A 17,924-nucleotide genomic window follows, 5' to 3' on the forward strand; every position below is an offset into this window, starting at 1 on the left:
TAAAGGCTGTTTTACTCGTAAAACAGCCTTTATTATTTATTAGCCTCATATGCTAAATGATTATAATTAAACGACTCTCAGATACTGTTTATCCTTTACCAGCCACAACCCGATAAACGTCAGCAATCCATTCAGAACAATCAGCTCTACGCCAATCCGGTAATCGGTATAAGATGTTACCGCAAAATTGATCAGATAGGTAAGGACAGGAGCTAAAATAGTTACGATAAGAATGGAGTATTTTTTTGATATTTTAAATTTGGTGAAAATTCCGAAAGCAAAAAGACCTAAAAGTGGTCCGTAGGTATATCCGGCAACTTCCATAATAAGATAAACAATCGATTTATCATTCATCGTCTTGAAAACCATGATCAGGATAAAGAAAACCACGGTGAAAATCAAATGCACTTTCATACGGAGGTGTTTTTTTTCTTTTTCAGATTTGGTTTTGTCTTCATTAAGATTTAAAAGGTCCACACAGTATGAGCTTGTCACGGCTGTTAACGCTCCATCTGCTGAAGGGAATAATGCTGAAATTAAGCCAATAATAAAAATGATGGAAATGGCCATCGGGAAATATCCCTGAAGTGATAAGGCCGGGAAAAGGTCGTCACCCATAATATTTTTTATATTTCCTGATGCATCTTTAAATCCGAAAATATTGGTCACCGTTTCAGAATTTATCACTCCATATTCTGCTCCGTTTTGTAATGCAAAAAGATAAAGCAAGCCTCCCAGAAATAAGAATGCAAGATTAACAAATAGAAGCGTTCCTGCAAAGGTCAGCATGTTTTTCTTTGAGTTCTTAAGGTTATCCACAGAGATGTTTTTCTGCATCATTTCCTGATCCAGACCGGTCATAGCAATGGTAATGAAAATTCCCCCTACAATTGTTTTTAGAAAAAACGTCTTGGAATTGGGATCAGAATTGATGAAATGCGTATAATTTTTCTGTTCCAAAATAGTATAGGCCTCACCAAATGATAAATTGAGATTGGATAAAATATAGACAATACAAGCCACTAAACTGATGATCATAAAAGAGGTCTGCAATGTATCCGTAATCACAATAGTTTTTACCCCGCCTTCAAAAGTATATAAAAGAACCATCAGCAAAAGCACAAGAGCAGTAACCCAAAAAGGAACACCCAGCCCCTCAAGTAAAAATATCTGTAAAACATTCACTACAAGATATAACCTTGCAGTAGCCCCTATAGCTCTGGATATGATAAAAAATATAGATCCTATTTTATGGGCTTCCACATTAAACCTTTTTCCGAGATAGGTGTAAATGGAAGTAAGGTTCATCTTATAATACAATGGAAGCAGAATAGCTGCCACAATAAAATATCCGATGAAAAAACCAATCACCATCATATAATATTCGAAACCTCCGAAAATATATTCAGAACCGGTCATTTTTCCGACGGTACCCGGAACGGAAATAAAAGTAACCCCACTTAAGCTGGTTCCTATCATTCCAAATGCAACGAGCCACCATTTACTTTTTTTATTGCCGATGAAAAAGGACTGATTATCAGAATTTCGGCTTGTGAAATAAGAAATCACTAAAAGACCAATGAAATAGATAAAAACAAATAGCAAAAGGATAGTTCCGGAATTCATGCTTATATTTTAAATTTCAGCAAATATATAAAAAAGATCAGTCGTGAATGAGGAATTTACTTCAGAGTCGATTTTTATAGACTGATAACATGAAATATTTGCAGGTTTTGCATTTAAAACAGGAAAATAAAAAACCTTCCAGATACGTACTGAAAGGTTAATATGGTAAGGGTGGAGAATAGTGATTAATTCACTAAAACATCTTGTAATTCCTCACTCTTCTGGAAGCTTGCTTTAGCGAAAGGGCAGAGGGGGATAATCTTCTTGCCGTTCTTTCTGGCAAAATCTACTGCTGCCAAAAGCATTTCTTTACCTACCCCTTTTCCGTTGTAGGCTTCTTCCACTTCAGTGTGGTCAATAATAAATCTTTCTTCTCCTGCCCAAGTGTAAGTCATCATTCCTGCGCGTCTTCCATCTATGAAAGCTTCAAAACTTCCGTGTTTCTCGTCGTTGTTTTGTTTTACTTCGATCATATTATGAGAATTTAGTTAGTATTTCTATATCGTTGGTTAGTATTTTATGAACAGGGCAGGCATCGGCAATGGTGTGCAGTCTTTTCATCTGCTCATCATCCAGAACTCCATCAAAGGTAATGTCTCTTTTGAAAATCGCTCTTTTGGTCAGCGGATAATTTTCAAGTTCCACCTCTACATTGATGTTTTCCACCTCCCATTCTTTTCTTTCGATATACATTCTTAAAGTGGCTGCTGTACAGCTTGCCAGAGAGGTTGCCAGAATTTCCAGAGGATTAAAACCTTTGTTCTGTCCGCCTTTATCAATAGGTTCGTCGGTAATAATTGTATTGTCACCGGCCGTTACCTCTGTATAATATTTTGTTTTTCCTAAACTTGCTTTTACCGTTACCGCCATTATTTTTGTATGTTGAATTTATAACTTAATGCTCCTGAAGGGCATTGATCTATTTGTTCTTTAAGTTCTCCAGGTGTTGCGTTTTCTGCTTTTATCCACGGTCTGTCTTTAGGATTGTAGACTTTTGGAAGCATTTTTACGCATACAGCCGAGTGGATACACTTTTGAGGCTGCCAGATGACAGTAATGTCGCCGTTGGGATATTCGTGTGTTTCCATATTAATTTTCTTTTAATGTTTTTTCGATTCTTCTGTCCGGAATCAGCCATATGAAAGCCACGATATAATAAAAACCTATGGCAATATAAGGATAAAAAAATGAAGTAGCGATGCCCAGAACATAAAATATAATAGAGATATACTCTTTATATTTCGAATGTATTGCTTCTTTCAACGTTGAATTTTCTCCCTCACACCGGATAATGACGTGCTCCAGAATGGTGTAGGCAATGGCAGCCATGATAAGTCCCAGACCATATGCCGCTACCGGATTCTTGGCAAAACCGGTATTTCCGATCCACTCCGTTGCAATAGGCATCATAGAGAGCCAGAACAGAAGATGAAGATTAGCCCAAAGAATACTGCCGTTTACTTTTTTTACCGTCTGAAACAGGTGATGGTGGTTATTCCAATAGATTCCCACATAGATAAAACTGAAAACATAGGCTAAAAATTTTGGAAGAAGGGGTTTGAGGCTGGACCAGCTGCTGCCCTCCGGTACTTTCAGTTCAAGTACCATAATGGTAATAATGATGGCCAAAACACCGTCACTGAACGCCTCCAGTCTTCCTTTATTCATTAGTTTTTAAGCTGGGATTTAAAATTGGCTATCTTGGTTTTCAAATCATTCAGCATGTCAGGATTAATAACACCGGTTTCAAGATCGAAATTTTCATAAAATTTAGGCAGCGAGAAAGTATCTTTGATATCTGCTGCAAACTGAGGGAAAAATGTCTTTGCCGTATTCATTACATTTCCGCCACCATAACCGCCGGGAGAAGTACTCATCAAGAGCATAGGCTTATTCTGAAATACCTTTACATTAATCCTTGAAGCCCAATCGAAAACATTTTTAAATGCTGCGGTGTAAGATCTGTTGTGTTCGGCAAGAGAACAGATAATGACATCGCATTCTTCAATCACTTGTAGAAACTGGTGCGCTTCATCCGGAAAACCTTTCTTTTCAAGATCTACGGAAAAAACAGGCATGGTAAAATTATTGAGGTCAATAAAATTGATCTCTTCATTCTGAAAATCCTTTAAGACAAACTTTACCAGTTCTCTGTTGATAGAAGTGGAAGAAGTACTTCCTGCAAATGCTAATATTTTCATGGTTTATAATGCTGGATGAATGAATTTATTTTCTGTTTAAAATAGCTTTGGGAAGTGGAACGTATTCCTGTTCGTCACCGGGAACCAAAGGAAATGCCTCATGATTCTGATCATTCCAGTTTACTTTAGCCTGATCCAGCATCTCTTTATCAGAGTTTACAAAATTCCAGAATATAAAACGCTCTTCATCAAAAGGTTCTCCTCCAAAGAGATAAACCGTACCGTTTTCACTCATCTCGAATTCACAAAGCTTTGTATCTTTTGCAATCATAAGCTGTTTTGAACTATAAGAATTTCCATCCGTAGTTACTGTTCCATCCAGAACATACATGGCGGCTTCCCCATAAAGGTCTTTTCCTATGCTTATTTTTTTAGCTTCTTTTGTCTTAATCTCAAGGAAAAAAAGCTTGCTGTGTACAGGGACAGGAGATGTTTTACCAAATGCCTCACCGGCAATTAGTTTATACTGAATACCATCCTCTTCCCAAACCGGAATATCATTTTCTTCGATATGGTGAAAAGTAGGCTCAGACTGCTCGAGATGCTTTGGAAGACCTACCCAGATCTGAAATCCATGAAGTTTTTTATCACTGTGCCTTAAATATTCGGGGGTTCTTTCAGAATGTACCACACCTTTTCCGGCGGTCATCCAATTAACAGCACCGGGTTTTATTTCAACAGCACTTCCTATGCTGTCTCTATGAAAAATAGATCCTTCAAGCAGATAGGTTAATGTTGATAATCCAATATGCGGATGGGGCGGAACATCAAGATTTTGATAATCTTTTAGCTCCGAAGGTCCCATGTGGTCGATAAAAACGAAAGGACCGACTGCTCTTTTCTCGCGGAAAGGAAGAAGTCTTCCTACCAGGAAATTTCCAATATCTGCTGCTTTTTCTTCGATGATAAGTCCAATATTTGACATAGTATACTAATACTTTTTTATGGTTTAATTCAATTGAAATACTTGTATGGCGGAATTAAAGTTGATGATATCCTTCAAATTTTTCATCAACAATACGTTTCCATTCCGGATGTTTTTTGATATAAGCGAAAACGTAAGGACAAAATGGTAAAAGTTTTTTTCCGCTTTCCTCAATAAAGTTCAACGTTTTTTCCACCACGGCTACGGCTGCCCCTGTTCCTGCAAGCTCCGGTTCGGCTTCCGTATGAATCAGAGCAATTTGGTGAGTTGTTTCGCGATAATCAATGAATGCATAATGCCCGTTAAATTCTATTTCAAATCTTGTATCTGTTTTTACAAGAGGTATATTTTCAAATTCTGGTTTCATAAACTGTGGTATTAAAAAATAATAGACTGCTAAATTTTTTCTGGTGGATAAGAATGATTTATTGACAACCTTACAGATTTCTGTACTATATAAAATTGTCAATAAATCATCAATGATCTACTATAGTAATTTTTAAACAGTGCTTATTAAATAGTAAGTCTATTCAATGAACATTCTATGTTTAACCTAACATCATATAAAGTTAGTAAAAAAGGAATAAGTAAAGATTAAGAAAATTTTAATTCTGCTAATCTTCCAGGTAACCGAATTTTCCGGTATTAAAATCTTCAAAAGCCTGCATGATTTCTTCTCTCGAATTCATTACAAATGGGCCATGAGGATAAATGGGTTCACTGATCGGCTCCCCGCTGAGAATTAAAACAACAGCATCTTCAGTAGCCTCAATAGTGAAAGTGTCGCCTTCATTTTTAAACAAAGCCAGATGGTCCGTTTTTATTTTTTCTTCTCCATTGATGATGATACTTCCTTCAATCACCAAAGCGGCGGTATTGAAGTGTGCCGGGAAATTAAACTCTGCTTTTCCTCCCGCTTTAAGCTTTGCATTCATCATGTGAACGGGAGTGAAAGTAGTGGCAGGACCTTTGTGCCCTTTATATTCTCCTGCAATAATTTCTACCAGTCCGTTATTCCCTAAATCTACTCTTTCCATGCTGGAATTTTCAATAGCCTGGTATTTTGGAGTGCTCATCTTGTCTTTTGCAGGAAGGTTTACCCAAAGCTGAACCATTTGAAAGATTCCTCCTTTTTTAGACCATTCCGTTTCGTGATATTCTTTATGCAGAACTCCTTTTGCAGCTGTCATCCACTGTACGTCACCCTCACCTATAATACCGCCTCCACCGGCACTGTCGTGATGTTCTACTTTTCCGTTATAGGCAATGGTAACTGTTTCAAAACCTCTGTGCGGATGTACTCCTACACCTCTTGGCGTATCTGAACCGTTAAAATGAAATTTTGAATTGTAGTCAAGCATAATGAACGGATCCATTCTTTTCATGTCTAATCCATGCACTCCCGGGATAAAATTATGAACTCTAAAACCGTCGCCTACAAAATGTGCAGGTCTCGGAGATACTACAATTTCTACTTTTTTAGTTGCCATCATATTGTTGATTTATAAACACAAAAATACCATAGCTAAGACTAAAATACATTGATCTGTGTTAAGTTCGTAATAAAATACGGAGGTAATCACAAAGTTACCGGAACATGAAAACTGTTGGGTAATGAATGGTATATGGAGATTATATGCTTTATAAGTACATATTTTTGGAAAATGAACTAATCCTCCTTGGATTTCATATTCTTGCCATCCGAAATATGGAGCCTTCTGAAGACAAAGCCGGATAAAATAGTTAATATTCCTACAGTAAGAAAAGTCCAGCGGAAAGCATTGTGGATTTCACCATGAATCAGATCTGTGTTTTCAAATATTTTTAAAACAATCAGTCCGAAAGCAATTCCGAAACCGATAGCGAGCTGCTGATTCACGGAAATTAAAGAATTACCGCTGCTGGTCTGAAAATTCCGGAGATCTGCTATGGAAATTGTATTCATGGAAGTAAACTGGATAGAATTGAAGAATCCTAAAATCGCAATAATAGGAACAAACCAGTATAAAGAAGTATGAATATCTGGAATAGCCAAAAGACAGATCAGAGTTCCGATGATGAAGGTATTTACCATTAAAGTCTGCCGATAACCATATTTGTCAAGAATTTTGATGACAGAGGACTTTCCGAAAATGGCCGTTAAAGCCATTGGAGCAATGATCCATCCGGAAGTGACTGCCGACTGTTTGTAGGCAATCTGAATCATCAGCGGAAGCAGTAATGGCACGGAGCTGATTCCAAGTCTTGTAGCCAGGTTTCCTACAATTCCTACACGGAACGTTCTTACCTGAAATAAATTCAGAGGGAAGATAGGATTTCCTCCTCTTTTTGCATGTTTATAGTAATAATAAAGAAACAGGAAGCCCATAATAAACACCAGAAGGACCGGGGTAATATTCTGTATATCTCCGAAAAGTTCCAGTGAAACAGAAAGAAGAAGAGAAGAGGCAGCAAAGATTAAAAAGCCTTTTAAATCAAAATCTACATTTTCGGATTTATAATTGGGCATAAATTTTAATCCCAGAACAATTCCTAAAACCCCGATGGGTATGTTAATCAGGAATATCCAGTGCCATGAAAGATAATCCACCATATAACCACCCACCAGCGGACCCAGTACCGGGCCGATAAGTGCCGGAATAATGGCAAAATTCATCGCTTTAAGCAATTCGTTTTTATCAAAGGTTTTAATGAGGGCCAGCTTACCCACAGGAGTCATTAAACTTCCTCCAACACCCTGAACAACCCTTGAAATTACCAATTGGGTGAGATTCTGAGATAACGAACAGAATAAAGAACCCAGGCTGAAGAGTACCAAAGAGAAAATAAATATTTTTTTTGTTCCAAACCTGTCTGCCAAAAATCCACTGGCAGGCATGAAAACCGCCAGGGTCAGAACATAGCTGATGATAGCATTCTGCATATTAAGTGGAGATTCATGAAGGTCTTTTGCTATGGAGGGTAGGGATGTGTTCAGAATCGTTGAATCCAGCATTTGCATAAAAATAGCTGTAGCCAGGATCAGCGGAAGAATTTTCTTTATTGAGGTCTGTTGTGGAGTTGTCGCTTCTGTCATTTTATATAGGCTGGAATATCTAAAACCTTCCAGACTTATTTATTTGAAGAAAAATGCTTGCTTTAAGCAGTTTAAATCTTTAGATAAAGAAATCCATATAAAATTAAAAAAGTCCTGCGAGATATCACAGGACTTTTTGATTTATTTTCTAGGTTTTTCTACTCCTTTCCATTCATCACCGGCTTTTCTGTACTGGCTTAGAATATAGGTTTTGAAATCTTTTGTTTTATATTCAATATTATCGGTATTCTGCTCAAACGGCATGATATAATAATAATCCAGATCCGTTTTGTCAGACTTGTTTCCTTTTTTAACGGAAGGAACATATTTAGAGAACTTATAACTTGGAAGATATTGTCTTAACCTTGTGTAGAATGCTTTATCTTCTTTTTCGTTAGGGATGATATCTACAATGTTGAAATCATCTTTTTTCTTATCAATCCACAGATAGTATGTTTTCTCTTCACCCATATTTCTGTTGTTAGAATTAAAAGCAAACAATTCTTTTGGAACCAGCTCCTTGATTTTTTCCGGATCAACCTTTGTGTAGTATTGTCCTTTAGAAGGATCAACATAGGTTTCAAGGTTATACATTAAAACAGAATTGTTTTCAAATTTTTTATTTTTAAAATATTGATTCAATGATAATTCTGCTGTAGCTCTCAATTCTTTACTTCTGTCATCCAGCTTTTTTGTAGGATTCTGAGGGTTTACTTTCTTTACAAACTCATATAATACTACCGGTTTTACATCTTTAAGGTGAGGATACGTTTTAAGCTGTTCTGCTTTTACCAGCCAGTAGAATTGTTGATAATAGTCATCTTTATCAACATCTTTCACACTTTTGTAGGCTAAAGCCAGCTTTTTTGAATTCAGGTATTTGCCAAATTTTCCCTGTCCAAAAGCAAAACTTATAGATAATAAGGCAAACAAAACAGTAAGGTTTCTTCTCATTTTTTTATAATTGATATTTTCGTTTTCCAAATATAATTATTTATTAGATATTATTTTTGATTGTCACCTAAATTCTGTTGATATTGTTGTCGTTAATTCAAAAGAAAATCCTGTATTGTTACAGGATTGATAAATTATTATATGAGAAGCTGGATTGTAAAGGCGGAAACTTAAAAGAAAAAACTCCGATCTGCCTTACATTTCGCTAATGTCAAACTTCGTTCCTAATAAGACGTTTCATGTACTTTTACAGCTCTTCCGCTTGGGTCGTTCATTTTTTTGAATGCTTCGTCCCATTCCAGAGCAATAGGAGTGGAGCAGGCTACAGAAGGTACAGAAGGTACCGTTGCAGCTGCAGTTTCACTTGGGAAATGTTCTTCAAAAATAGTTCTGTACCGGTATTCCTCTTTGTTTTGAGGCGTGTTCAGCGGGAACCTGAATTTTGCACTAACCATCATTTCATCAGTTACTTCTTTTTCTGCTACTTCTTTTAACGTGTCAATCCACGAATATCCTACACCGTCTGAGAATTGTTCTTTCTGTCTCCAGGCGATAGAGGGCGGAAGAAGATCTTCAAATGCTTTTCTCAATACCCATTTTTCAATTTTTCCTTCAGCGGTATTGATCATTTTATCTTTTGGGTTAAGGGTCATCGCAATATCCATGAATTCTTTATCCAGAAAAGGAACTCTGCCTTCTATTCCCCAGCTCATTAATGCTTTATTGGCTCTTAAACAATCGTACAGGTGAAGCTTGCTCAGTTTTCTTACTGTTTCATCATGGAACTCCTTAGCGTCAGGCGCTTTATGGAAATACAAATATCCACCAAAAAGCTCATCAGAACCTTCCCCGGAAAGTACCATTTTGATTCCCATAGATTTGATGACTCTTGCCAACAGATACATTGGGGTAGAAGCCCTGATGGTTGTCACATCATAGGTTTCCAGGTGATAAATTACATCACGTACAGCATCAAGTCCCTCCTGAACAGTAAAGTTTACTTCATGATGAACAGATCCGATATGTTCTGCTGCTTTTTGTGCAGCCACCAGATCAGGTGATCCTACAAGCCCTACAGCAAAACTGTGAAGTCTTGGATACCATGCTTCCTGGGTGTCTCCACTTTCCACTCTTTGTCTCGCAAATTTTGCAGTAATAGCAGAAATTACGGAAGAATCTAAGCCTCCGGAGAGAAGCACACCATAAGGAACATCACTCATCAATTGTCTGTGGACTGCATCTTCAAGACCCTTTCTGATCTTGGCAATATCAGTTGTATTATCTTTTACATGGTCGAAGCTTTCCCATGCTCTTGTGTACCATTGCTGAAGTTCGCTGCCATCTTTGCTATACACTAAATGTCCCGGTAAAAATGTTTCTATTGTTTTACATACACCTTCCAGTGCCTTTAGCTCGGAAGCTACATAATAATTGCCGTTTTTGTCCCACCCCTGATAAAGAGGACAGATTCCCATATGGTCGCGGGCAATCAGGTATACTTCGTTTTCAGTATCATATAATGCGAATGCGAAAATCCCATTCAGTTTTTCAACGAAATTTTTTCCGTATTTTCTGTAAAGGGCTAAGATTACTTCACAGTCAGACTGAGTCTGAAACTCATAGTCAGGAAATTCTTCTTTTAATTCTCTATGGTTGTAGATTTCACCGTTTACAGCTAATACTACTTTTCCGTCTTTTGTAAATAAGGGTTGCTTTCCTGAAGTAGGATCCACAATGGCAAGTCTTTCGTGAGAGAAAACTACTTTCTCATCCTGAAATACACCACTCCAATCCGGTCCCCTGTGACGGATTTTTTTTGACATTTCTAAAACCTGAGGCCTTAATATTTCGGTTTTTTGTTTGGCGTCAAATAGACATACAATTCCACACATGTTCTTATTATTTATGAAACAAAAGTAAATGTGTTGTTTATAAATAACAATAAAAAATATTTAAAAGTTAATTTTTTTAATTAAATAATTCTTTAAAAAGAAAAATATTAACTATTTGTGGTAATTTGTATGTTTTTGATTAATTTTTTTCGTTAGCCAAATGTCTGTAATATCCATATACAAAATAAAAATGACATATTTATTAATATATGGTAATTTATTTAATGAATTTTAACCCTTACTTTGTGGCTCGAAATAATTTTTTTTCATCATTTGTGTTTTTACCTTCTTGCAATTCTCATGCAAGAAGGTTTTGTTTTTATTGTACCCCCAGTAAAACTCCCGAAACATTCCATGAACTGAAACTTGTTCCTTCTGTAGGGCCTTGTGGAATTTTGATCTGTATACTGTGCTTTCCTGGCTTCAGATCGCCAAGAGGAATAAATTCAGGGTTAGTAACCGTTCCGGGGCACCAGTTTGACCTGCTGAGGTCAGAAGAAGAAAGGCCATCCTGGAAATTTCCCGATGCCGGATTGTATAAACGGTAAGAACCACAATCTGTTCTCCATGGGACAAAGGAAAAGATTGTTTTCCCATCCATAGAAACGGTGTTGACCTTAGGCACAAACTCATCGCCATTTTCCCAGCCTCCATGGCCGGTAGTGGTATATCTCAGCTGAGCATTCTTTATTTCCTTTTCCAAGGTGAAATCAACCCAAAGACCCTGATCTTTATTAAACATCGTAGAATAATCCTGACCGGCCATCTCCATACTATTTAAGGTATTGAATAAAGGAATAGCCACATTATTTTTATGAACAGCCTGGTCGCTTTTATGGATCGTGATTTCAAGACTTACTTTGTGCCCGCCTTTATCATAATTACCAATAAATACTCCTACCCAAACTTCCTTTCCCGATAAAGAGGGTTTCAATTCTGTAATATCTTGTCTGTACGGATTTATAGTTTGCCAGGTTTTTCCTTTTAATTGGATATGATTAAACTGCCGGATTCCAAAAGGAGTAAAAAATCTCATCATTTCTACGGGCGGATTATAATCTTTTGTGGCCGATACGCCATAGTATTGCTTGCCGTTTCCATTGTCAAAGGCGGGAAGAGTTTTTATCCCCTTCTCTAAACCGTCAAAGAAAGACAAAGCTTTATCTTGTGGAATAAAAAAAACAGTTCCGGTTCTGTCATAGGCATCACCGTTCGATTCCTGCTTCAGCTCTGCGAAAATATTTTCTCCTTCCGCAATAGCAGGAATTTTAATCTTTTTAAGGATGATGGTTCCGTTGGCATATCTTTTTACCTTTTCATCAGATTTGGATTCTTCTGAGAAATTAATCGTTTCATAATCAAAAACGTTCAATGTTGTAAATCTGCTTTTCCACAGCATATCTTTATATCCTAATAAATCTGTGGATCGTACAGGGGTATTGATTATTTTTTCAATTCCTGTATTTTTTATTTTCCTGATGGAATTAGCTGTAACTAATGAATTTTTATTTCTCTCAACCTCTAATACCAACCCCAGATCCTGTCCTAAAGCAGAGGGCCCACCTTTAAGGTTTAAATCGTTGGTATACCAAACTTCAATAGTATTTGAATTGACCTTGGTAGTGGCTTTTTTACAGGTGTAACCCAGGATTTTTTTAGTTTCGCCGGTGAGTTCAAAATTCTGTTTTCCTACAGACTCTGCATCTGAACTGGAAATAATTTCTCCGGGTTTTAAAAAACCATAGGAAATAATTGTATTGGAGGGTCTCTCAATCTTAGTCACCTCAAAAGGATAACTGCTTTTCTGTTCTTTAATTGTGCTGTTTAGGATAAAGCTTTCTTTCCCGTTGGCCCAGACTACTGTGGCTGGCTGATCAGATTGCAGTTTGCCGTTATAGGAACTTACATACTGGATTTCATAAGTCTGCGCAGAAATCAGGCTCACTAAGAAAATGGTGACAATGGAAAAAATAATTCTTCTAAACATAAATACACGAGTTTGCTACAAAGTTATTTTAACTTTCCGTAGCATCAAAACGGTTATAATCTATAGAATAGGTAGACAATAGAGCGGAAATGTTACACGTATACTTCAAAAAACGAAAAACTACTCCAAAATGAAGTAGTTTTTTATTTTATGTGCAGGGAAAGCTGCTAAGATAGTCTTTCAATCAAAGCCATATAGAATCCGTCATACCCTTCACTTGGCATTACTTTTTCGTCCTTGATCATTTTATATCCCGGATTATTTTTTAAGAACTCTTCTACCTGCCCATTGTTTTCAGACGGAAGGATAGAACACGTTGCATAGACCATTTTTCCTCCTACTTTAAGCATTTTTGAGTAATCCTGAAGGATTTGCTGTTGTTCTTTTTTAATTCTGTCGATAAATGCCTGGTCAATTTTCCATTTGCTGTCAGGGTTTCTTTTTAAAACACCAAGTCCTGAACAAGGTGCATCAATTAAAAGTCTGTCTGCTTTCTCGTGAAGACGTTTGATAACTTTATTATCAGCAATCATACGGGTTTCAATATTATGAGCTCCGGCTCTTTTTGCACGACGCTTCAATTCAGCCAGCTTCCATTCAAAGATGTCCAATGCCACAATCTGGCCTTTGTTTTTCATTAATGCTGCCAGGTGAAGTGTTTTTCCACCGGCTCCTGCACAAGCATCAATCACTCTCTGCCCTTCTTTTACATCAAGGAAATAACCGATTTTTTGTGAAGACGCATCCTGAACTTCAAATAAACCTTCTTTAAATGCTGTTGTAAGGAACACATTTTTTTTCTCTTCCAGCTGAACAGCATCAGGATAATTCTTGATAGAGAAAGCAGTAACGCCCTCATCAGAAAGATCAGAAATAAGTTCCTTAGTGGTTGTTTTTAAAGAGTTTGTTCTCAGAACAGTAGGCGCCTGCTCATTCAAGGCAAGCATTTCTCTTTCCCATTTAGCCCCTAATTCTTTTTCAAGAGTTTCTGCTAACCATTCAGGAATAGAATGCTCTATTGCTTTTGTAGGAACTGTATTCTTTTTAAGTTTGGTAAGAATGTCAGCAATTTTAATACCGTCAAATTCTTCAAACTTTTTATAGTTGGTCTTGCTCCAAAGCAGGTATGCAATGATAAGTTTATAAATATTGTTGGGCTTTATGCCTTCTCCCATATAGTATTCAAGGCGTTTTTTCCAACGGATGATATTGTAGAAAATCTCGGAAACAACGGCTCTGTCCTGGCTTCCCCATTTTCTGTTAGCTTTTAATAGCCTCTCGATTACTTTATCAGCGTATTTATTTTTCTCGAAAAATGTTTCTTGTAAAGCATCGTGAATTCCGATCGCTAAGTTTCTGTGAATAAGTTCCATAAGTTTGCTTCGCTGTTTTGAATCTGCAAAAATACGAATTAAAGTTGACACTTGAGGTGTTCGGATTTCGGGTTACGAGACTAAGGACGCTAAATCAGGGTTTTATAATCCATGGAATAACGTATTTGCTTTACTGTCAATTATTCTTTTCGAATGTTCTGAAAATATCTTTTCCCTTACGTCTAGGATTTAACATCTGACATCCGAAACCCTTTATCTTACTCATTGGTCTTGCCTCTATCATGCAAAAAGCTCTACCTTTGCAAAAAATTAAAATATGAGTGATACAATACTTTGCCCGAAATGCAGCTCGGAGTTTACCTATCCAAGTGATAATATGATGGTATGTTCCCAGTGCTTCTATGAATGGAATCCCGAAGAAGTAGCTTCTGAAACAGCTTCGGAAGGAAAAATATTGGATTCAAACGGTAATGAACTTCAGGATGGAGATTCTGTAGTCGTGGTTAAAGATCTTCCTGTAAAAGGAGCACCAAAACCTGTAAAAGCGGGTACTAAAGTGAAAAATATCCGCTTAAGACCGGGAAGTGATCATAATATCGACTGTAAAATAGATGGTTTTGGAGCAATGGCTTTAAAATCGGAATTTGTAAAGAAAGCGTAAGTTATTGATTTAAAGATTGATACTTGTCGTCCGGATATAAAAAAAGGAAAAGATTGGACAGTGTAATCTTTCAATAGACCTAATTGCAAGACTGCTAATGTCTGGTCTAGGAAGGCAGAAAGAGAATTAACCAAAAATTTCCTTATGCTGTGGAAATACAAATGTAAGAAAAAGTTTCATAAACAGTTTCTTATATTTGTGTTTTTTTTATCCACAAATTGTGGATAAGTATAAGATTATCTTTGAGTTATATGTTGAATAAGACTGCTGGTAAAGCAAATAGAGCAGGTGAATAAAAGACAGTAAAACAGACTTATTTTATTGAATTTATGTACTGAAATGATATCGTAATGGTACCTGCTAATTTTTCATCAGTATAGATGATCAGTTCCTTACCCTTGGCCATAATTTTGTTCCAATAATAATTTCCTGCAAAGCGGCTTTCAAGCACTTCAGCATTAAACCCATTTTGGGAGATTCTTATTTCTTTGGGATAATAAGAAAACTTGGATAATCCAAACGTCCGGGCTTCATCTTCACTGAAGATATTCACTTCACCAAAAAGCTTGGCAACATACGAGTTGTAAGGTTTTCTGTAAGTCTCTTCCGGACTTTCATTCTGAATTAACCTTCCATCCTGAAGAATAACGATCTGATCAAGCCATGGCATAATATCCTGAAGTTCATGGGTAGAAATAATCAAAGAAATACCTTGCTGTTTTACATATCGGAAAAGCCGCTCACGAAGCTCTATTTTTCTTGGAAAATCAAGATTGCTGAACGGTTCATCCAGGATAAGCAGTTTCGGCAGTACAGAAAGTGCTCTGGCAATGGCAACTCTCTGCTGTTGTCCTCCGCTTAAATTTTTTGGAAGTACATGGGCAAATTCCTGAAGTCCTACCACTTCCAGGAGTTCTATTACCGTTTCTTTTTTTTGGGTTAGATTGATATTAGAAATAAATTTCCCTACATTTTCGGCTACCGTAGCATAAGGCATAAGGTCAAAATTCTGTGCTACAAATTTCATCTCGGCTTCTCCGGGAACAAGATTTCCTTTAGGACCTAAAAGCCGTTTTCCGTTAAAAATGATCTCGCCACTTTCCCAATCAAAAAGCCCATAAACAAGGCTGAGAAGGGTAGATTTTCCGCATCCGCTTTCTCCTGCAAGAGCAATAATTCTGTTCTCTTCAAACCTCAGGTTAAGGTTTTGAAACAGGGGATTATCTTTGGTATAGGAAAAAAATAAATTGTTAATTTCTAATAGCATATTACAAATGTAAGGTTTTTATGAAAACACATTTTTTTTTATTATATTAGCGGGACTAATAAAAATATATCAAAGATGAGAAAAAAACTGTTTTCATTAGCTATTCCTGCTTTATTTGTGGCGGCTGTTGTCATTTCTTGTAAAAAAGACAAACCGCTTACCAGTGAAAGTAATGAAGTGACCACTACCAAAGATGGTAGCCAGTATACTTTGGATACGCTAAACAGTAAAGTTGAGTGGAAAGGGTACAAGGTATTTAAATCTGAAAATACCAGTCATTTTGGAACAATCAAGTTTGAAAGTGGTGATGTTACCGTAAAAGATGGAAAACTGGAAAGCGGTAAATTCGTTGCTGATATGAATTCTTTAACTTCCGTGGATTTAAAAGACAGTCCTGAAGATTTAGGGAAATTAAATGGTCATCTTAAAAGTGGCGATTTCTTTGAAGTAGAAAAATTCCCGACAGCCTCCTATGAAATTACAAAAGTAACACCGGCTACAGAAGGTGATTATAATACGCTTTTAGATGGAAACCTAACCATTAAGGGAATTACAAAACCAGTTCAGTTTAAAGCCAATGTTTCTGTAAAAGAAGGCGAGGTAAGCGTAGCAACTGAACCGAAGGATATTAAAAGAGAAGAGTTTGGGGTGAAATTCCAGGCTCCGGCTGAAAACGGTGTTCTTAAAGATGAGGTAACTCTTCAGATCAGCGTTAAAGCTTTAGAAAAGAAATAATTTTTTTATTTAAGTGAAATAAGTGATTGAAGTCTGCCTCCCGAAAAAGAGGCAGATTTTTTTATGAGTCAATTAATAATTAAACTTAAAATCGTATTTTTGCAAAACATTTTGAAAGGGTAAAATAATGATAGAAAAGATAGAAGAACTACTGATCGAGGTAAACGGCTTCAATACTACATCTAAAGAAGAGATAGAAAACTTCCGTATTAAGTACAGCGGTAAGAAAGGAGTTCTTAATGATTTTTACGAAACATTAAAAGAAGTTCCTAACGAGCAGAAGAAAGATTTCGGACAGAAGATCAATACTTTGAAACAGGCAGTAGCTGTAAAATTGGAAGATTTGAAAAATGCTTCCGCATCTTCTGTTGTTGTAGAAAAAGAAGATCTTACAAGACCTGCTTTTCCATTGGATTTGGGTTCAAGACATCCGATCAATCTGGTAAAAAACAGAATTATTGAAATCTTTAAATCTATTGGGTTCGCAGTAGCAGATGGCCCTGAGATTGAAGACGACTGGCATAACTTTACGGCGCTTAACCTTCCGGAATATCACCCGGCAAGAGATATGCAGGATACTTTCTTTATTGAGCAGAATCCGGATATCCTTTTGAGAACACATACTTCTTCTGTACAAACCCGTTATATGGAAGAAAATCAGCCGCCTATCAGAATTTTATCCCCGGGAAGAGTATTCAGAAATGAAGCCATTTCTTCACGTTCTCACTGTATCTTCCACCAGATAGAAGGGTTGTATATTGATGAGAATGTAAGTTTTGCTGATTTAAAACAAACTATTCAGTTCTTTACAACAGAACTTTTCGGAAAGTCTAAAATCAGAATGAGACCTTCTTATTTCCCGTTCACAGAGCCTAGTGCTGAAATTGATGTATATTGGGGATTAAATTCCGAAACCGATTACAGAATAACGAAAGGAACAGGCTGGCTGGAAATTATGGGATGTGGAATGGTAGACCCTGCCGTTCTTAAAAATGTAAATATCGACTCTGAGAAATATTCAGGATATGCATTCGGAATGGGTATTGAAAGAATTACCATGCTTCTTTACCAAATGAGTGATATCAGAATGTTCTTTGAAAATGATATCAGAACATTGGAACAGTTTAAATCTCTATAAAAACAAACCTCCGGAATTTCCGGAGGTTTTTGTTTTTAATTACTGACCTAAGAAACAAAACGTAATTAAAAACAGATTTTATTGAAAAATTTACACGTGTCCTGTTTTCTGTAAAAGGGAGAATATTA

The 17,924-nt window shown here is 36.7% G+C and carries 18 protein-coding genes; 3 read left to right on the plus strand and 15 right to left on the minus strand.

Annotated elements, in window-relative coordinates; genetic code table 11:
• Positions 1–66: 66 nt before the first annotated feature.
• From LQV47_RS16705 to LQV47_RS16770, 14 genes are all read right to left on the minus strand, one after another.
• Positions 67–1,626 carry a sodium:solute symporter gene (locus tag LQV47_RS16705; protein ID WP_230038842.1) on the minus strand — a complete coding sequence of 520 codons (1,560 nt, stop codon included), beginning with the start codon at positions 1,624–1,626 and terminating at the stop codon, positions 67–69.
• Positions 1,627–1,811: 185 nt separating this feature from the next.
• On the minus strand, positions 1,812–2,099 hold the full coding sequence (locus LQV47_RS16710; RefSeq protein ID WP_002984420.1) for a GNAT family N-acetyltransferase: 288 nt from the start codon (positions 2,097–2,099) through the stop codon (positions 1,812–1,814).
• A gap of 1 nt (position 2,100) precedes the next feature.
• On the minus strand, positions 2,101–2,496 hold the full coding sequence (locus LQV47_RS16715; protein WP_230038844.1) for an OsmC family protein: 396 nt from the start codon (positions 2,494–2,496) through the stop codon (positions 2,101–2,103).
• Positions 2,496–2,714 carry a (4Fe-4S)-binding protein gene (locus LQV47_RS16720; RefSeq protein WP_230038845.1) on the minus strand — a complete coding sequence of 73 codons (219 nt, stop codon included), beginning with the start codon at positions 2,712–2,714 and terminating at the stop codon, positions 2,496–2,498. The genes LQV47_RS16715 and LQV47_RS16720 overlap by 1 nt, the downstream gene beginning before the upstream one ends.
• A gap of 1 nt (position 2,715) precedes the next feature.
• On the minus strand, positions 2,716–3,294 hold the full coding sequence (locus tag LQV47_RS16725; RefSeq protein WP_230038847.1) for a TMEM175 family protein: 579 nt from the start codon (positions 3,292–3,294) through the stop codon (positions 2,716–2,718).
• The gene (locus LQV47_RS16730; RefSeq protein WP_230038849.1) at positions 3,294–3,827 is read right to left on the minus strand and encodes an NAD(P)H-dependent oxidoreductase; all 534 of its coding nucleotides are present in this window, start codon (positions 3,825–3,827) and stop codon (positions 3,294–3,296) included. Before LQV47_RS16730 ends, LQV47_RS16725 begins: the two co-directional genes overlap by 1 nt.
• A gap of 25 nt (positions 3,828–3,852) precedes the next feature.
• The gene (locus tag LQV47_RS16735) at positions 3,853–4,752 is read right to left on the minus strand and encodes a pirin family protein (RefSeq protein WP_230038852.1); all 900 of its coding nucleotides are present in this window, start codon (positions 4,750–4,752) and stop codon (positions 3,853–3,855) included.
• A gap of 55 nt (positions 4,753–4,807) precedes the next feature.
• Positions 4,808–5,119, minus strand: a complete 312-nt coding sequence (locus LQV47_RS16740) for a GNAT family N-acetyltransferase (RefSeq protein ID WP_230038854.1) — start codon at positions 5,117–5,119, stop codon at positions 4,808–4,810.
• Positions 5,120–5,366: 247 nt separating this feature from the next.
• Positions 5,367–6,242: a pirin family protein gene (locus LQV47_RS16745; protein WP_230038915.1), complete on the minus strand. Its 876-nt coding sequence runs from the start codon at positions 6,240–6,242 to the stop codon at positions 5,367–5,369.
• Between the two features lie 179 nt (positions 6,243–6,421).
• Entirely contained in the window at positions 6,422–7,828 is a 1,407-nt protein-coding gene (locus LQV47_RS16750) for an MFS transporter (RefSeq protein WP_230038856.1), read from the minus strand.
• A 141-nt stretch (positions 7,829–7,969) separates the two neighbouring features.
• Positions 7,970–8,812 (minus strand): hypothetical protein, encoded by an 843-nt coding sequence (locus LQV47_RS16755; protein WP_230038858.1) that lies wholly within the window; start codon positions 8,810–8,812, stop codon positions 7,970–7,972.
• Between the two features lie 194 nt (positions 8,813–9,006).
• A complete protein-coding gene (asnB, locus tag LQV47_RS16760) occupies positions 9,007–10,674 on the minus strand; it encodes an asparagine synthase B (RefSeq protein ID WP_230038860.1) in 1,668 nt (555 codons plus the stop codon).
• Positions 10,675–10,993: 319 nt separating this feature from the next.
• Positions 10,994–12,661, minus strand: coding sequence for a GLPGLI family protein (locus LQV47_RS16765; protein ID WP_230038862.1), 1,668 nt, complete (start codon positions 12,659–12,661; stop codon positions 10,994–10,996).
• Positions 12,662–12,828: 167 nt separating this feature from the next.
• Positions 12,829–14,034: a class I SAM-dependent methyltransferase gene (locus LQV47_RS16770; protein ID WP_230038864.1), complete on the minus strand. Its 1,206-nt coding sequence runs from the start codon at positions 14,032–14,034 to the stop codon at positions 12,829–12,831.
• Positions 14,035–14,311: 277 nt separating this feature from the next.
• On the opposite strand from LQV47_RS16770, the gene LQV47_RS16775 reads away from it, so the two are divergent.
• Positions 14,312–14,656: a zinc ribbon domain-containing protein YjdM gene (locus LQV47_RS16775; protein WP_230038865.1), complete on the plus strand. Its 345-nt coding sequence runs from the start codon at positions 14,312–14,314 to the stop codon at positions 14,654–14,656.
• A gap of 313 nt (positions 14,657–14,969) precedes the next feature.
• Here LQV47_RS16775 and LQV47_RS16780 read toward each other — a convergent pair whose 3' ends face one another.
• Complete coding sequence (locus LQV47_RS16780; protein ID WP_230038867.1) at positions 14,970–15,923, minus strand: ABC transporter ATP-binding protein; 954 nt, start codon at positions 15,921–15,923, stop codon at positions 14,970–14,972.
• Positions 15,924–15,998: 75 nt separating this feature from the next.
• Between LQV47_RS16780 and LQV47_RS16785 the strand changes: the two genes are divergently transcribed.
• Positions 15,999–16,658, plus strand: a complete 660-nt coding sequence (locus LQV47_RS16785) for a YceI family protein (RefSeq protein WP_230038869.1) — start codon at positions 15,999–16,001, stop codon at positions 16,656–16,658.
• A gap of 127 nt (positions 16,659–16,785) precedes the next feature.
• Positions 16,786–17,796 (plus strand): phenylalanine--tRNA ligase subunit alpha, encoded by a 1,011-nt coding sequence (pheS, locus tag LQV47_RS16790; RefSeq protein WP_230038871.1) that lies wholly within the window; start codon positions 16,786–16,788, stop codon positions 17,794–17,796.
• Positions 17,797–17,924: the final 128 nt, after the last annotated feature.

Source organism: Chryseobacterium sp. Bi04, from assembly GCF_918698085.1.
GTDB lineage: Bacteria > Bacteroidota > Bacteroidia > Flavobacteriales > Weeksellaceae > Chryseobacterium.

Excerpts from the sequence above, each read along its gene's own strand:
- LQV47_RS16710 (WP_002984420.1), bottom strand. The coding sequence starts at position 2,099 with ATGATCGAAGTAAAACAAAACAACGACGAGAAACACGGAAGTTTTGAA.
- LQV47_RS16735 (WP_230038852.1), bottom strand. The coding sequence starts at position 4,752 with ATGTCAAATATTGGACTTATCATCGAAGAAAAAGCAGCAGATATTGGA.
- LQV47_RS16740 (WP_230038854.1), bottom strand. The coding sequence starts at position 5,119 with ATGAAACCAGAATTTGAAAATATACCTCTTGTAAAAACAGATACAAGA.
- pheS (WP_230038871.1), top strand. The coding sequence starts at position 16,786 with ATGATAGAAAAGATAGAAGAACTACTGATCGAGGTAAACGGCTTCAAT.
- LQV47_RS16785 (WP_230038869.1), top strand. The coding sequence starts at position 15,999 with ATGAGAAAAAAACTGTTTTCATTAGCTATTCCTGCTTTATTTGTGGCG.
- LQV47_RS16720 (WP_230038845.1), bottom strand. The coding sequence starts at position 2,714 with ATGGAAACACACGAATATCCCAACGGCGACATTACTGTCATCTGGCAG.
- LQV47_RS16715 (WP_230038844.1), bottom strand. The coding sequence starts at position 2,496 with ATGGCGGTAACGGTAAAAGCAAGTTTAGGAAAAACAAAATATTATACA.
- LQV47_RS16730 (WP_230038849.1), bottom strand. The coding sequence starts at position 3,827 with ATGAAAATATTAGCATTTGCAGGAAGTACTTCTTCCACTTCTATCAAC.
- asnB (WP_230038860.1), bottom strand. The coding sequence starts at position 10,674 with ATGTGTGGAATTGTATGTCTATTTGACGCCAAACAAAAAACCGAAATA.
- LQV47_RS16770 (WP_230038864.1), bottom strand. The coding sequence starts at position 14,034 with ATGGAACTTATTCACAGAAACTTAGCGATCGGAATTCACGATGCTTTA.
- LQV47_RS16765 (WP_230038862.1), bottom strand. The coding sequence starts at position 12,661 with ATGTTTAGAAGAATTATTTTTTCCATTGTCACCATTTTCTTAGTGAGC.
- LQV47_RS16780 (WP_230038867.1), bottom strand. The coding sequence starts at position 15,923 with ATGCTATTAGAAATTAACAATTTATTTTTTTCCTATACCAAAGATAAT.
- LQV47_RS16745 (WP_230038915.1), bottom strand. The coding sequence starts at position 6,242 with ATGGCAACTAAAAAAGTAGAAATTGTAGTATCTCCGAGACCTGCACAT.
- LQV47_RS16705 (WP_230038842.1), bottom strand. The coding sequence starts at position 1,626 with ATGAATTCCGGAACTATCCTTTTGCTATTTGTTTTTATCTATTTCATT.
- LQV47_RS16775 (WP_230038865.1), top strand. The coding sequence starts at position 14,312 with ATGAGTGATACAATACTTTGCCCGAAATGCAGCTCGGAGTTTACCTAT.
- LQV47_RS16750 (WP_230038856.1), bottom strand. The coding sequence starts at position 7,828 with ATGACAGAAGCGACAACTCCACAACAGACCTCAATAAAGAAAATTCTT.
- LQV47_RS16725 (WP_230038847.1), bottom strand. The coding sequence starts at position 3,294 with ATGAATAAAGGAAGACTGGAGGCGTTCAGTGACGGTGTTTTGGCCATC.